This window comes from Arthrobacter sp. YN (assembly GCF_002224285.1).
In the GTDB taxonomy this organism is placed as follows: domain Bacteria; phylum Actinomycetota; class Actinomycetes; order Actinomycetales; family Micrococcaceae; genus Arthrobacter.
Window position 1 is genome coordinate 4,821,672 of record NZ_CP022436.1, and the last position, 15,317, is coordinate 4,836,988.

The 15,317-nt window shown below is 59.8% G+C and carries 14 protein-coding genes; 5 read left to right on the forward strand and 9 right to left on the reverse strand.

Features of this window, described 5'->3' with window-relative positions; all coding sequences use genetic code 11:
* Positions 1-8 precede the first annotated feature (8 nt).
* Together CGK93_RS22185 and CGK93_RS22190 are read left to right on the forward strand one after the other, a co-directional pair.
* Complete coding sequence (locus tag CGK93_RS22185; RefSeq protein WP_089596744.1) at positions 9-368, forward strand: cupin domain-containing protein; 360 nt, start codon at positions 9-11, stop codon at positions 366-368.
* Complete coding sequence (locus CGK93_RS22190; protein WP_089596746.1) at positions 365-1,567, forward strand: Gfo/Idh/MocA family protein; 1,203 nt, start codon at positions 365-367, stop codon at positions 1,565-1,567. Before CGK93_RS22185 ends, CGK93_RS22190 begins: the two co-directional genes overlap by 4 nt.
* Before the next feature lie 62 nt (positions 1,568-1,629).
* Here CGK93_RS22190 and CGK93_RS22195 read toward each other — a convergent pair whose 3' ends face one another.
* Positions 1,630-2,994, reverse strand: coding sequence for a polysaccharide pyruvyl transferase family protein (locus CGK93_RS22195; RefSeq protein WP_332460066.1), 1,365 nt, complete (start codon positions 2,992-2,994; stop codon positions 1,630-1,632).
* A 69-nt stretch (positions 2,995-3,063) separates the two neighbouring features.
* Between CGK93_RS22195 and CGK93_RS22200 the strand changes: the two genes are divergently transcribed.
* Complete coding sequence (locus tag CGK93_RS22200) at positions 3,064-4,257, forward strand: glycoside hydrolase 5 family protein (protein ID WP_232481457.1); 1,194 nt, start codon at positions 3,064-3,066, stop codon at positions 4,255-4,257.
* A gap of 61 nt (positions 4,258-4,318) precedes the next feature.
* Here CGK93_RS22200 and CGK93_RS22205 read toward each other — a convergent pair whose 3' ends face one another.
* The 8 genes from CGK93_RS22205 to CGK93_RS22240 form a co-directional block, all read right to left on the reverse strand.
* The gene (locus tag CGK93_RS22205; RefSeq protein ID WP_089596753.1) at positions 4,319-5,752 is read right to left on the reverse strand and encodes a choice-of-anchor Q domain-containing protein; all 1,434 of its coding nucleotides are present in this window, start codon (positions 5,750-5,752) and stop codon (positions 4,319-4,321) included.
* A gap of 150 nt (positions 5,753-5,902) precedes the next feature.
* Positions 5,903-7,528, reverse strand: a complete 1,626-nt coding sequence (locus tag CGK93_RS22210; RefSeq protein WP_089596756.1) for an extracellular solute-binding protein — start codon at positions 7,526-7,528, stop codon at positions 5,903-5,905.
* Between the two features lie 53 nt (positions 7,529-7,581).
* The gene (locus CGK93_RS22215) at positions 7,582-8,529 is read right to left on the reverse strand and encodes a carbohydrate ABC transporter permease (protein ID WP_089596759.1); all 948 of its coding nucleotides are present in this window, start codon (positions 8,527-8,529) and stop codon (positions 7,582-7,584) included.
* Complete coding sequence (locus CGK93_RS22220) at positions 8,526-9,509, reverse strand: ABC transporter permease (RefSeq protein ID WP_089596762.1); 984 nt, start codon at positions 9,507-9,509, stop codon at positions 8,526-8,528. The genes CGK93_RS22215 and CGK93_RS22220 overlap by 4 nt, the downstream gene beginning before the upstream one ends.
* Positions 9,510-9,822: 313 nt before the next feature.
* Positions 9,823-10,491 carry a LacI family DNA-binding transcriptional regulator gene (locus CGK93_RS22225; RefSeq protein WP_089596764.1) on the reverse strand — a complete coding sequence of 223 codons (669 nt, stop codon included), beginning with the start codon at positions 10,489-10,491 and terminating at the stop codon, positions 9,823-9,825.
* An 8-nt stretch (positions 10,492-10,499) separates the two neighbouring features.
* Positions 10,500-10,826, reverse strand: a complete 327-nt coding sequence (locus CGK93_RS22230; protein WP_089596766.1) for a LacI family DNA-binding transcriptional regulator — start codon at positions 10,824-10,826, stop codon at positions 10,500-10,502.
* A gap of 68 nt (positions 10,827-10,894) precedes the next feature.
* Positions 10,895-12,856 carry a DUF2264 domain-containing protein gene (locus CGK93_RS22235; RefSeq protein ID WP_089596768.1) on the reverse strand — a complete coding sequence of 654 codons (1,962 nt, stop codon included), beginning with the start codon at positions 12,854-12,856 and terminating at the stop codon, positions 10,895-10,897.
* Positions 12,853-13,881, reverse strand: coding sequence for a hydroxyacid dehydrogenase (locus tag CGK93_RS22240; protein ID WP_089597718.1), 1,029 nt, complete (start codon positions 13,879-13,881; stop codon positions 12,853-12,855). The genes CGK93_RS22235 and CGK93_RS22240 overlap by 4 nt, the downstream gene beginning before the upstream one ends.
* A gap of 248 nt (positions 13,882-14,129) precedes the next feature.
* Here CGK93_RS22240 and CGK93_RS22245 point away from each other — a divergent pair, with 248 nt between their 5' ends.
* Positions 14,130-14,639, forward strand: a complete 510-nt coding sequence (locus tag CGK93_RS22245; protein ID WP_089596770.1) for a TetR/AcrR family transcriptional regulator — start codon at positions 14,130-14,132, stop codon at positions 14,637-14,639.
* Positions 14,636-15,298: a GAP family protein gene (locus CGK93_RS22250; RefSeq protein WP_089596773.1), complete on the forward strand. Its 663-nt coding sequence runs from the start codon at positions 14,636-14,638 to the stop codon at positions 15,296-15,298. Before CGK93_RS22245 ends, CGK93_RS22250 begins: the two co-directional genes overlap by 4 nt.
* Positions 15,299-15,317 lie beyond the last annotated feature (19 nt).

Genomic DNA, 15,317 nt, shown 5'->3' on the forward strand with positions numbered 1-15,317 from the left:
AGAAGGAAATGTCACAGGGAGGCATTACCCGAAAAGCGGATGTCCTGATTGAAGAGCACAGCTGGGGCCGGCTTCAATGGATGGTTTCGGACAAGCTCGGCAATTCGGAGACCATGACCGTGGGCAGGTGCTACATCCACCCGCACCAACAGAATCCTCCGCACTATCACCCCAATTGCGACGAAGTACTCCACGTGCTGCAGGGCCGGATCAAGCACCGGGTCAACGACACCTACGTAGATCTTGAGGCCGGGGACACCATCTCCATTCCCTCAGGAGCCATCCACAACGCTGTGAACGTAGGCACCGAGGAGGCCATTTTTGTGATCAGTTTCTCTTCCTCCCAAAGAGATACGGTAGGCGAGTGAAGAAGACGCGCGATGGCACCATGGACGTCGTCATTGTCGGTTTGGGCTTCGGGTTGGACTTCATCCCTGTTTACGCGAGCCACCCGGGAATCGACCGAGTGGGCATCTGCGATCCTGATGTGGAAAAGCTCGCGTCCGTTGCCCGCAGGTACGGAGTTGAGGATACTTTCACGTCCCTGAACGAAGTACTGGAAAGCGACCGCTTCGACGCGGTCCACCTCCTCACCCCCGTCACCTTGCACGCCAGCCAGGCTGTAGAGGTGCTCCGAAGCGGAAGGCACGTGGCTTCCGCTGTACCGATGGGCCTGACCTTTGAAGAGATCGGCCAGGTCATCCAGGCCGCCCGGTCCAGCGGCAAGAACTACATGATGATGGAGACCGCTGTTTACCAACGCGAGTTCTTCTACGTTCAGGAATTGCTGCGTTCGGGGCAATTGGGAGATGTCACGTTTCTGAGGGGCGCTCATATACGCGACCGGACCACCATGCCGCAGTACTGGCGGGCGTTCCCGCCCATGAAGTACGCCACCCACGTCATCAGTCCGCTTCTTGCCTTGCAGAATTCCCGTGCAGAAAGCGTCCGCGCTTTCGGTTCCGGCACGCTCAGGGACCATCAACTCGGTGACCACGGCAACCCTTTCCCTTTGGAGACGGCCGTCTTCACCTTGGAAGATTCCAACGTCAAAATGGAAGTCACCCAAGGGTGCTTCAACGTAGCGCGGACAGCCCAGGAAGGCTTCAGCGTCTATGGAGACACAATGAGTGTGGAGTGGCCGCCCGTCGAGGAAGAAGACGGACTGCACGTCTTCACCATGTATCCGGAGGCCGAGGAAGCCCGCGAACGGTTCAGGCGCGTGGAGTTCGACGTCGTCCACCCACCTGACCGGGTGGCTCACCTTCCGGAGGAGGTCAGGATGTTCAGTCGTCCTGCCGTATTCAGCCCGCATCCTTCACTGCCTGCCATCGATGTGCCGTCCCATCACGGGGGTTCGCACCCTCACCTGGTTCACGAGTTCATCACCAGCATCGCTGAAGGCCGGAAATCCCGAATCGACGAATTTACTGCGGCAGACTGGTGCGCCGCAGGCGTGGCGGCTCACGATTCTGCATTGCACGAAGGAGAAAAGGTGGACATCCCCGATTTCCGGAGGTCCACCTTAGCGTGGGGCTGGAAAGACCTCGGCGGTTGCCGTCCCTGAGGCTTCATTGGCCCCAGCAGGTTCGGCAACCGCCTTGCTCTGCCTTTCGGCAGGAGCAAAAACTAGGACTTCAGCCCGCTGCGTTGGCTGACGACAGCAATGGTCTGCTCAAACCGGCGGCGTGCCAGGTCCCTCGCAGCAACGGCCTTTAGCTTCGCCTTCTCCGGATCCTTTGCCATTTCCAGGACCACATCGGGGAAGCGCGCAACGTCCTTGTCGTCGTCGAAGTTGAACAGCCACTCATCGAGTCCGATGTCCTCCCACATGCGGCCTTTGCTGCTCTGCTCAACCCAGCGATTCACTATTGCCGGCACACCATTGGCAATCGCCATGATGGGACTGTGCATCTCATTGCTGAAAAGCCCGGCCGACCGCTTGTAGACTCCTACTGCTTCCTCCAGCAACCACGTGCGGTCCAGCCAGACCACATTTTCTTTCACATCCTCGGGGAGATGGTCCAGCACCCACGTCTTGCCTATGGGCATCTCTGTCTCATCCTCATTACAGATCAGGACTTTCATGCCCGTCTCACGCACGACGGCGGTAATCGCCTCACGCAACGGGATGTGGTCGTGTTCCTTCATCTCTTCGTTGCGCTGGTGAAGGCGGGAATCAAAGGGACGGTTCTTCGCTTTATGAAGCCAGCTGGGCGTGAAGCGCTGCTTTGGGAAACAGCACATGAAGTTTCCCTCCACCAGGTCATACTTTGCCATCAGGCGCTCGGCAGCCTCGTCGTCGGCAATATCCAGTGCAAATACCACGTCCGGCGACCATTCCATGACCGGGGCGCTGACGCCGTCCTGGAGCGCCCTTTCCAAGGAGACAGAATCCCTGAAGTACACGAACTCCGCCTTGCTGAGTGCTTCCTTTTCTGCATTGCCAAAGAGCCAGTGACCATAAGTGATGCCGTAGAAGCCGAAGGGGTTGCCGGTCCGTTCCTGGAAAGCCACCAGGTCCTTCCAGGCGAGTCCGAACGGGCCGGAATTGTGCAGCATGAAGTCGGCAGACGCCATTGCTGCATCCAGCTCGGGAGTGGAACCGACGCCTCGCTCATCCAAGGTTCCTTGGACGATGTTCAAGCGGGGGAATCGCTCCATCAGCATGTCGACTTCGAATTGAGGCAATACGGAATAGAAGGGCCAGAAAGTTACGTCGACCTCGGGCAGATATTGTTCCAATAAAGCAAGTGCCCCGGGAGTGTGCGCGACGTCGCCTATGTTTTCGATTTGCCACCCGGACCTCAGGATCAGGTGAGGAGCCCGGGCGGAAGCGCTGTGCGGCAACTGCGTTCCGTCCGCATCAAGAGCTGCTTCCAGCGTGTTTGGAAATGACGAACTGTGGGCCGGCATGGTTCTCCAATATTCAACGGCGAGGGGTGTGTACGTTCTAGGTTGGCATTGATTTAACGCAAAATCAAGGGCTAGCATCAGTGGTGGGACCGCCAGTCCCCTACTTTCCCCGGAACTCTCCGGGCACCTACCCCGCGAAAGAAGATGATGACCCGCTTCGGAGTAAATTACGTACCGAGCAAAAACTGGTGGTACTCATGGTTGGAGTGGAACGACACAGAGATCGCCGAGGATCTGCAAGCCATTGCCGATCTTGGCTGTGACCACGTCCGAATCCACTGCCTGTGGACGCTGTTTCAGCCCGATCCCGCCATGGTCAGCCCCACCATGCTTTCCCGGCTGGAACAGCTCCTGGACATCGCGGACCGCGTCGGTTTGGATGTGATCGTCACCGTACTCAACGGCTGGTTGAGCGGGTTCGATTTCCGGCCTGCCTGGATCCCGGAACAGGCAAGCATCTTTAGCGACCAGGCAGTAGTTGCTGCAGAAAAGCTGCTCTTCACTGCTATCGCTGAGAGGGTAGGCACTCACCCCCGCTTCCTTGGTTTTGACGTTGCCAACGAACCGTCAGTTCTCATCTCGGAGACCAGGAACATCACCAACCGGGCAGAAGCGGACGGGTGGGCCAAGGAGATGCTGTCCCATTGTGAAGACGTGGCTCCTGGAAAGTTCCACACAGTCGGCATGGACCATGTCCCGTGGCTGTCCGAGCACCCTTTTAGCCGCGGCGTTCTGGCCGGGACGGGCTCTGCCACCCCGATCCATGCCTGGATCTTCTTCACCGGCGCCTTGGAGCGTTACGGGGAGTTCGGAACCGGCACTCTTCACCTCACCGAATACATGCTTGAACTGGCCAAGGCGTACTCCCAGGAGCCCACCCGCCAGGTCTGGCTGCAGGAATTCGGCATCGCCACGGAATGGGCCCAGGACCTTGAGCACGACGACTTCGCAGAAAAGGCAGCGCTCTCGGCACTTTCCGTTGATGGCCTGTGGGGCGTTACCTGGTGGTGCTCACATGACATCGACCGCGGACTGGGAGCCTTCGTGGAACTCGAGTACGACCTCGGACTCTTCACCACAGACAACCAGCTCAAACCCACCGGTCAACGGTTGAAGGCCATTATGGAGGAAGTGAGGCAGGGCAAGCTTTCCGCCCGTGCCGAGCGCACCATTGCCGTGGTACTTCCTCAAGGGCGCACGCCCGGACTGGACTTCGCAGATACCTTCTTCGCGCTCATAGACGAAGGCAAGAAGCCGGCGATCGTCCTTGAAGAGAACGCCCTCGACCACGACTACCTCAAAACCCGGGGCATCGAAACGCTGGTACGTCTCGGAGAATAGTCACACGTCGAAAGGCCCTGCGGTGTACATCCGCAGGGCCTTTCGCCATCATGTGAAGCCTCTAGTAGCCCTTGTGGGGGTTGCGGTATTTGTAGGCGCCGCGGTCCAGGGTGAGTCCTGGTGGGCGGGTTTTGCCGGTGAAGTCGTCCTTGGGTGCCAGGTTTTTGGTACCGCTGGCGATGGCCGGTGACCCCTCTTGGAGTCTGAAGTCTGCTTCGTAAGGGTTCAACGCGGGGCTGACGAGCAACGGATCTGTGATGAGGTCATTCGGACCCGTGACTGCGGGTGCGGTGCCGTTGTAGTAGATGTTGTAGTCATAGAGGACGTTGGTGTTCTTGTAAGTGGAGTTGGTGGATTTACCGGCCCGGACGTAGGAGATGTTGTTCAGGACGTTGCAGTCCTCGCTGACCCAGGCACCGATATTTCCGTAGTCCAGGGCGGGGCTGACGGAGTTGAGGTAGCCGGTGTTGTTGATGATGTCCACGCCGTTGGCTTTGTAGGCGTGGATCCCTGATCCGCCGTTGTTAAGCACGATGTTGTTCGCTACCAATGTCCGGCCTTTGTACCGGGTGCCGCCGGCTCCGGTGCCCAGGGTGGAGTCGACGATGATGCCGTTGCCGTCGGAGATCTTTCCGTACTGCCGCCAGGGGATGAAGGACTGGTTGTTATAGACGAGGTTGTTCGTGAAGATGTGTTTGTACCCGGTGCTGGAGTCGAAGTTGAACGGGACCAGGGTGGAGATGCCGCTGTTGGCGAAGATGGAGTACCAGGCGTTGGAATGCACGATGTTCCCGTGCACGGTGAGGTAGTCCGCTTTTGTTGCTGCGATGCCGCCACCAGGCCAGTGATGAACAACGTTGTTGCGCACCGTGATGTGGTGGGAGCCGGCTCCGCCGGCGTTCCCAGCGGCGGGTTGGATGGCGATGCCGTTCGCGTTGTAGGTGGGGGTGGCTTTGAGACGCAGTTCGTAGGCGTCCTCGTACTTCAGTCCGGCGCTGAGCCCGCTCAGGGTCAGGTTCTCGATGGTGATGTAGCTGGCGCTGGTGATCCTGATCCCGGTCCAGGAGTTCCGGGTCACCGTGATCACCGGGGCGTGGTGGGGGAACGCGGTGTAGGTGATGGGCTGCCCGGCCGTCCCCGAGCGGGTGATGATCAGTGTTCCCTGGTTACCCGGGGTGCCGTCATCGGTGTAGGTGCCGTTCATGATCAGGACCGTGTCGCCCGGCTCGGTGACGTTCGAGGCCGCCTGCAAAGTATTGAAAGCCTTCTCGGGGCTGCTGCCGTCCTGGCCCGGGCCCGTACCGGCGTCCGCACGGACGTACAGTTTCCGCCCGGACGAGGCCACCGCGGCCCCTGCACCGAGGCCACCCTGGCCAACACTGAAACCAACAGCACCCACCGCGGCGCCTATCCCCATCAACCGCAAGACATCCCGCCGGGCGGGAGCGCTGAAAGGGTTACCTGAATTGCCACATTGCGCATTTGCGTGAGTCATGTCTTCCTATCTCATTGAGGGAACACTGCTTCTAACTCTTCTCCACGGTCTTCGCCCGCATAGCGGATCCGGGGCCTGTTCCGAGGAACGGGGTCTAAAGAGGTGCCCCGTAGCTATGGCTGCGGGGCACCTTGGAATCGGGGTGGGCGCCTAAGCTTTCAGCTCCTCAATTCCCTTTTGAAACTCGTCGCGGATCTTGTCGCCGCCGTCGGCTTTCCACGTGGTGACGAAGTCCTTCCAACTGCTGACAGGCTTCCGGCCGAGGATGATATCGGCCCGGGCCTCTGCCGCCTTGGACGTGAGCTGTGAGGACTTGGCCGCTTCGGTTTCCGAGTAGAGACCTGCCAGTGGATCAGGCGTGATCATGCCGAGGGCTTGCTCCTGGTACTCGAACTGACGCTTGGCGTCTCCTTCATCCAAGGGCTGGAAAATCACCTGCGAGGCGTCGGTGACGTACTTGAACGGAACAAGCCTCTGGTTCTGGCCTGCACTGTTGACCACGGGGTTGGTTCCTTCGAGAGCGAATGTTTTACCTTCCACCCCGTAGTTCCGCAGAGTGTATTCGGCACTGCCGAAGGGAGCTGCCAACCAGTCCAGCAGCCGCAGGAGTTCCTTGACCCGGGCGTCGTCTGCCTTGGTGATCGCCGTGAAGTGCGGTGCGACGGCGGCACTCATGTGAGCAGGCTTGACCTTGCCGTCGTTGCTGAAGGGGAGCATACCTGTGAACTTGAAACCGGGGACGGCCTGGCCCCATTGGGTCCACTTCGACCAGCCGGTGAAGCCAATGGCGGCGATCGGAGCAGCTCCGTTGAGGAACCAGTCGTTGCGCTGCGTGTTGGAGGAACCCACCATGTTGGGGTGCATGACGCCCAGTTCAACCAGTTCGCGTGTCTGGGCAAGTGACTGTTCGTACTCGGGAAGCTCGTACTCGGAGGTGAGCTTCCCGTCCTTTTCCATCCATGGGCCGGGAACGCCGTGGGTGCTTCGGATGAAGTCGAAGGCTCCCACGAAGTCGCCCAGGGCCCAGCGGCTTTCCCGATCGTTGGTCAGGCCGACAAGAACTTCCTTAAATTCGTCGAAGTTTTTCGGGGCCGTTGTCACTGAGTACTTGTCAAAGATGTCTTGGCGGACGATGACGGCGGCGCCGATGGCCGGGCGGGGCATGGGGACACCCCAAATACGGTTGTTGACTACTGATTCGCCCCAAGAAACCGTGGGAAGCCCCGCAAGGTTGGGGTAGTCCAGCACGGCGTCACCGGAAAGGTGGTCGGTCAGGTCCACGAATTTGGATTGGAGGAGGGCAGGCAACTGCTGGACTGGCTGCCGTACTGCAACAAGGTCCGGCAAAGAGCCGCCGGCAATGGTGGTAGCAAACTTCTGCCCGTAGTCGGCGTAGGGGGTGTAGACGATGTCGAGCTTTCCGCCCAGACTCTCGTTGACAGCCTGCCATAGCGGGTTGGCATCCACCCCCGGCGCTACAGGATCGAAGCTGTAGGTCAGTGCAGTAACGCTTCCGCCCGACAATGGAGCTTTCGCAACTGATGCCACCGGCTTGGCCGGGTACTTGAGGAAGCCAGGCATGCCGTCCTTGGCGCTGACCAAGTCAGGCTTCACGCCGGCGAACTCTTTGAAGGTAGGGAGCTTGACGGTGTTGCCGCCGGATGTGCTTCCGGAGGGGCCTGAGCTGCAGGCGCTGATTGAGCTACCGACGAAACCTACAGCAACGGCCAGGCTGCTGGCTTTGAGGAGATTTCGGCGTGAAAATTCCATGGACATGACGGGTTCCTAACGACGTTGATGTGAACCAGGTGATGGTGCAGACGGGGGGCTTAGCCCTTGACCGCTCCGACCATGAGGCCCTTTGCGAAGTGTTTCTGAATGAACGGGTAGAGCACGAGGATGGGGATCATGGATAGCACCAGGATTGCCATCTGGATGGAAAGCTGCGGTGGAAGAGCGTCCGCTCCTGCACTGAGGTCTTCAGTTCCCATGGGTGTTTGGTTGACCACGAAGGTGCGAAGGACCAATTGCATGGGCCAAAGATCCGGGGAGTTCAAGTAGAGCAGTGCGGAGAAGAAGGCATTCCAGTAGCTGACTGCGTAAAAGAGGCCGACGACGGCAATGGCGGCTTTGGACATCGGCAGGACGATTGAGACAAGGATTCTGAAGTCACCTGCACCGTCGATCCTGGCGCTTTCAATGAGCTCTGCCGGGATGTCCAGGAAGAAGGCCCTCATGATGATCACGTTGAAGGCGTTGATCAGAACCGGCAGCACCAGGGCGGCGAGGTTATCGATGAGCCCGAGCTGCTGAACGATCAGGTACATGGGGATGATGCCGGGGCTGAACAGCAGTGTGAACAACGTAGCGAGCAGCAGGGGCTTATGCGCGAGCGACCCCGGACGGGACAATCCATAAGCCAACGCGATGGTGGTCAGCAGGCTCAGGAGGGTGCCGATCACGGTGACGCCGATGCTGACGAACATGGCGCGGGTAACAACGCCACCGGCCAGGACCGCCTGGTATGCCTCAAACGACGGCGAGGAAGTCCAGAGGACGAACCCGCCACTGGCCGTAATTTCGTCCTGTCCTGCCAAGCTCGTCATGAATACGGCGACGAACGGCACCAGAACGGCGGAGCAGGCGATCACAAGAACGAGTGCGCGGAAGACCAGGAACAGCGGGCTGGGTTTCCCCATCCAGGCGGGTCGGGAGTTTGCCTTCGCCTTGGTGGCTTTCCTGGCTCGATACTCGGTTTTGCTTTCAAGAAGGCTCATTTGGAGTACACTCCCCTTTCGCCGAAGAGGTGGGCTATTTTGTTCGCTCCCAGTACCAGAGCCACGCTGACGATGCCCTTCACGAGTCCGACGGCGGCGGCAACGCCCCAGTTTCCGCCGATGATGCCGTTGTTGTACACGTAGGTATCGAGCACTTCACTGACCTGTGTTCCCACGGCCACTTGTTGAAGGATGATCTGCTCGAACCCCACGGTCAGGGAGTCTCCGAGCCGGAGAATCAGCAGAAGGACAATGACGGGCCGGATAGCCGGCAGGGTGATGTGCCACATCCTGCGCCAAGCTGGTGCCCTGTCAATGGCCGCGGCTTCGTAAAGGGAAGCGTCCACCTTGGAAATCGCGGCAAGGAAGATGATGGTTGACCAACCGGTGTCTTTCCAGATGATCTGGGATGTCAGGAGCGCGTGAAAGAGCTCCGGTACACCGATGATCTGGAAGGTGGACATGTCCGCCTGCCGCAGCCACGTGTTCACCAGTCCGGCGTTGCCCAGCATTTGCTGGAACAGTGCGACCACAATCACCCATGACAGGAAGTGGGGCAGGTACAGAATCGACTGGATGGTCTGCTTCCACTTCTCGCTCATGAAGCTGTTGAGCAACAGCGCCAGCGCGATGGGAAGCGGGAAGACAAAGACAACCTGGATCAGGGTCAAGATCAGGGTGTTACTCAAGGCTGACAGGAAGGCTGGATCGCCGTTGAAGATGACCCGGAAGTTGTCGAAGCCAACAAATGGGCTGGACGTAATTCCCAGGAACGGCTGGAAGTCCTGAAACGCGATGACGTTCATCAGGAGTGGAATGTACTGGAAAACCAGCAGAGCCAGGATTCCCGGCACCGCCAGGAGCAGAAGAACCTTGTCCTTCTTGAACCGCGACCCCAGGCTCGCTTTGGGTGCCTTGGGAGCTTGGTCCTTCTTTTCCGGGGCCTCGGAGTCCGCAGCTTTACGCGCAATCACCGTCATGACTGCACTCCTGACCTTGCGGCGAGGAATGCCGAGGAAGCGACGCCTGTGATCTTCTGGTCGATGCCAGGTATAGAGGCGACACCCCCGATGTTAAATGTTCGCCACGTTGAGGCAAGAAGCACTCGACGCCGGCGTGGAGGAGACGCAAGGTTGGCATCCATCAAAAACTCCGTTGTTTGCTAGGGCTTAAGGTGCCGAAACATCCGGCAGAGCAACTCTCGCATTGATTAATCGCAAAATCAATAGGAAATCCAAAACTGGGGGGAATTATTGTGATCCCACTCACCGGCGGGAGGCGTAACAGGGACGGCTAGATCGCTGCCGTGGAACCGCGATCGATGATCTTTGGAGCTGGTCGCCGAACGATGTGGCTCTTGACCTTTTCGCCCGCAATCATGCGCTGGAGAACCTCATAACCCTTCACTCCAGCCTCATACAGCGGCATCTTGATGGTGGTCAGCGCCGGCCGGTAGTAATCCGCTTGCGGGATGTCGTGGTACGCGACAACGGAAAGATCATCCGGCAGGCGCAGGCCCAAATCTGCCACCGCTGCGATCAGCCCGCGGGCGGCCACGATGTTGTCGATGATGATGGCAGTGGGAGGCTCTGAAGACTGCATGAGCTGCGAAACCGTGGAGCGTATGGCCGTGGGGTCGTAGCCACGGACAACTGCGTCGGCAGGGGGCGGCGTAAGATCCCGGGCCGAGAACGCGTCACGGAACCCGGCGCCTCGGGTATCTTCAGTGAAAGGCGTGGGGGGTCCTCCCAGCATCGCTATGCGCCGATGCCCAAGTTTCAGGAGATGAGTGGTCCCAACGAAGATTCCGCGGTAGTCGTCCACCCACACGCATACGTTGACGCCGTCGGTGGGACCGTTCAGAACGACGCACGGAACGTTTCGTTGCTGAAAGATACTGATGTTCTCTTCCGCTGCCGTAAGGAAACGGACCAGGAAGCCGTCCACCATGCCGGTACCCACCAGCCGGCTCAAGAGGTTGCTGCCGGGGGAAACCCTGTCCGAATCAGAGAGGAGGATGGCCCCCGATTGGCGTCAGCAGCATCCTGCACACCGCGCAACGCCTCGTCGAACACCGGGTTCGAAAGATTGGGCGTAATGGTTGCCACCAGCCCGGTCCGGGACGTTTTCAGGGCCTTGGCTGCGTGATTGGTGACATACCCCAATTCACGGATCGCTTCCTCTACCCGTTTGCGCGTGCTGGGGCTCATCCGGACGGATTTACTACCGGAAACCGCTGCGGAGACAACAGCAGCCGAGACCCCTGCACGCTCCGCCACCGTCTGCAAAGTCACCATGTAGTAAATCTACCGCTTCTCCTTGTCAGCGGAGACGCAGGCCTGAAGCCGTTCATGTCCCCGGCTTCTCAGAGCCTGGCATGTTCCGGCAGCCTGGTAAGGCTCGCATAACCGTCAGGCCATTCGATCATGACGTGATCGCCCTCGGTGCGCACCAAGGGCGGAGCCGTTGGAGCGGCACCGCTAAGCTCGCTGGCGGCAATGAGCCATCGGCCCGCCCCTGCGGCATCAACAGCGACCCAGGGCGTACCGGTTTCGCCTGGCAACGGAGTGGAATCAGGGCTGCGTTGAACGCCGGTTTCCGGTAAACCAGCGAGCCCCACTATCCTGCTTCGGATGGCGCCACTGGCAGCGGTTGCTTGCTCTGCGTCGATCTCCACTTGACCCGTCACGGGCCAGCCGGTCACCACCACACTGACAGGGACAAAGGTGTCGGCGCCCGGCTCAATCAGGATCAGGCGCACCTCCCACTCGCCGCGGATGATGGAGCCGACTGTCAGCGCGGGACCGTAGGTGTTGACGCCGACGAATCCGTTGCCGTAGTCCTTCTGGCCCTCAGCTACGTCTATCCAGCGGGTCTTCCACCGAGAGAACGCAAAAGCAGTTTCATTTTGTGTTCCGCCGCTGATGAGCTCGAACCCTGAGCGGTGACTCGAGTGACCGTTGGGGTCAACTACGACCACTGACGAGTCAGGCAGGGGATCACCCACCTTCGAGATTAAGGGGAACGTCGCCGTCGAATAGGCCAAATGTGCGTAGACATCCACATCTGAAAGTTCGTTTCCGGGGAGCGCGTGATCCGAACCGTGGTTGTAGACGCGCACTATGCCATCTTGTGGTGTTGAACTGAGCAGCCAACCCGGCGCCTGGATCCAGTCCACTCCCCCTTGCCTCTCGATCGGCAAGGGTTCCTCCGTAGCGGCCCAGACAGGGTGATCTTCCGGAAAAATCAGACCCAGCAGGCCCTTCGCTGCCCAGTACGGAGAGCCGGTTCCCGAGTAGTCCTGGGCCAGCTCCGGCCACTCGTCAAACCACCCCAGCGTCAGTAGCCCGCGTTCGTCAGGAGCTCCTTGATCAACAAAGTGCTTCACAGTGCCCATAGCGGCGCGCCGCAATTGTCCGAGGGACATGAGGTCTGTACCAACCATGGCTCCGGTCCAGAACGGTGCCGCTGCTGCGAAGCGGTAGATAAGGCTCCGCCCTTGTGCCAAGGGCGCGCCGTCGCCGCCAACCAGACGGGCAGCATCGCCCAGGAACTGGTCGAACCGATCCTTGTATTCGTGGAACCGGTCGCGGTTGGGGTCGTCGGCGTCGAGCATGTCCAGCCACAGGAATGGATACAGCTGCAGTGCCCAGGAGTTGTAGTAGTCGTAAGCGCGCGTGATGCCATCGGCATACCATCCGCCTTCCCTGACGAATGACTCATGCGCCTGCAAATCCTCGCGGATTTCCTCGGCAGAGTAAGGCCCGCCAACCGTGGCGAGGAACTGTTCGACGACGAGCCGGAACCACACCCAGTTGGTGTTTGGCCCAACAGTACCTATCACGCAGGCAAGGTAGTCCACTACGTTGCGCTGATCCGTCTCTTCGAGGCGGTCCCACAACCACTTCCTCGTCAGATGGAGGCCAACCACCAGCGCCGCGGCCTCCACCTTGGCTTGCGGTTGTTCGTTCGGCAGTGGCCATCGTTGAGGGTTGTTCGGATCCACTCCCGCTGCCAGGCCTTGGGAGTACCAAGGGATGAGGCCTAAAGGATCGTTGCCTTTTTCTCCCACAAGCCGGAACGCTGCCAGCATGAAGCTCCTGGCAAAACCCTCGAGCCCGTCGATGGGACTGATCCCGCGCCCATCCCGGGCCGGGATCAGTATGTGGGAGTGCGTGGCATTGGCATAAGGTCGCACTGCCATCAGCAGTTCATCGGCGAGTACCGCTAGGTGTTGCCGGTTCCACCCCGTGTAAGGGGAAAGAGCGCGGTCCTCTCCCAGGGCTGCCAGTTTGAGGCGAAGAGTGTCCGGTTCATTGGTGGTCATGCTTGGTACTCCAAATCAGAAACAGTGATGGGACTTGCCAGGGCCAGCCCAGAAACAAAGCGCTCCATCTCCTGAAGGGCTTGGTCCGTCATCCGAAACGTCTCCGTTCCCAGTGACCCGGCAATGTGCGGGGTGATGGAAACGTTCTGCAACCCCCACATCACGCTGGAGGAAGGGAGTGGCTCAGGATCGGTGACATCAAGAACGGCGTTGAGTCGACCACTGGCACATTCAGCCTCAAGAGCCGCCGTATCAACGAGGCTGCCTCGGGCGGTGTTGATGAGGGTGGCGTGATCCGGGAGCATTGCCAGCTCTTTTGCCCCGATCATGTGGCGGGTCTCTTCCAGGGCCGGAGCATGGATCGAGAGAATGGAGACTTTTGGAAGCATCTCTTGCAGAGGGCACAATTGTCCGCCAGCCAGTTCAACTGCCTCGCGGGACGCGTAGGGGTCAGCAACCCAGCAAGTGGAGCGGTGCAGACGCGACACCTGCTCGACTACCCGCCGGCCTATCCTCGAGAAACCAATGATGCCAATGCTCTGCTGATAATTGCTCACCGTACCGAAGGGATGCCGCGGGTGGTTCACACCGAGGGGTGGCCTGCTGGCAACCGCCTCGCGGGAGTAGAACTGTGCCTTTTTTCCCGCGAGGACTATGGACGCGAAAGTAAATTCTGCAACGGGAATGGCATTTGCGTCGGCGGCGTTGGTCAACTGGATGCCCCTGGCCCAAAACGAGTCTCCGACGAGGTGTTTGACCGTGCCGGCACAGTGGAACACGGCCTTCAGCCGGGGCATGCGGTCGAGAATGTCGTCCGTGAGAGACGGAGTACCCCATGACGTCAGGAGCAGCTCTGCCTTCGCCAACCGCTCGTGGTGAACCGGGTTGTGCAGGTCTTCAACGAGTTCCGGCTGGGACAGGTCAGCACACCTCCGCACGCGGTCAAGGTGGGTCCCGTCAAACTGCTGGGCGAATGCCTCGCGGCTCATGGCAATAACGACGACGGGCCCGCGCAGCTCATTCATGCGTCGGCCCGGGTATTGAGTGGCGGGCGGGACGGACCCGTCCGGACCCACCGCGGACGCAAGTGCCGTGCGGGATGGCAATAGGACATACGGGGGCTCCATCGTCGTAGTAGTTCGGCCTGCCCCTCAGGGGCTGTTCTTTAGATTTCCATTGATTTAACGCAAAATCAATAGCCGGAAGCAGTTCGGCTCGGGGCTGCTCTTGAAAACTGTGACAGACCGACCAGTCGGTCTGCTATTGTTTTCTCATGTCCATGAGGGAACAGATTCTCGCCACAGCCCGTCAGCTCGCCATCAGCACCGGATCCATACCGTCCATGGATGCCGTGGCAGCCGCGGCGAAGGTGTCCAAAGGTGGCTTTACGCATCACTTCAGAACCAGGGCCGCATTGCTCGAAGGCTTGGCAGCCCAGGCCATTGAGTCCTTGGATGAGGCCCTCAACGCGGCCGTCACCAGGGGGAACGTGGTTGAGACGTGGCTGCGCATCTCGATGTCACAAGATGACGCGGATCTCTACAGGGCGCTACTCGTGTCCTTCACGGACCTGGGAGAGAACGCAGACGGGCTGTTGAGCCTTTCAGCGGAGGCATCAAAGCGCTGGGAGCAACTCCTGGCAGCCGAGCTCGGAGACCCTGTGGCAGCGTCGATCGTTCGACTCCTTGGAGATGGCATGGTGATGAACTCCCTGACGCGGGAAGCACTTCCCCCCGTTGAGAGCATCATGGCGTGGCTGGAGCCACGAAGGAACGCCGAATGACCGCCGGCCTGCTGTGGGCGATCCTTGGCCTCGGCCTGGCGGACAGCCTCAATCCGGCGACAATCGTGACCATAACCCTCATCCTGCTCACGGTCCGCAAGCACCCGGTGACCTCGGCATTGTCGTTTGTCGTGGGCGCCTTGAGCACCGTGTTCATTCTTGGTGCAGTGATCTTCCTCGGCGCCGGAGCAGCAGCGGACACCGTCAGTGACGGGCTTGTCTGGCTCCGGAGAATCGTCTTCCTGGTGGCTGCCGTAACACTGTTCATCACCGGCTACCGGCGCCTCAAGGATCGCCCTCGCAAGGGCATCGGCTTGCCATCCTGGTTCGGGATAGGCACAGCATTTCCGTTCGGTGTACTGGTCACCGGCGCCGATCTTCCCAACGCATTCCCCTACTTCATTGCCATTGAACGGATGGTGGATGCAGATACATCCACGGGAACGGGCCTGCTTGTCCTCGCCGGATACGCGATCATCTATTGCGTGCCATGCCTGATCCTGCTTGCCCTCGGCATCGCTCACGGCGACAAGGTCCGCGAAAGACTTCAAAAGGTCTACGACCGATTCGCCACGGGCACCACCCAACGATCGGTTGCTGCAGCGGTGCTCTATCTTCTCCTGGGGGTCGGCGTCCTCGCGATCGCCCTCTGGCCTTAACGGGCGGGCATAGACCCGC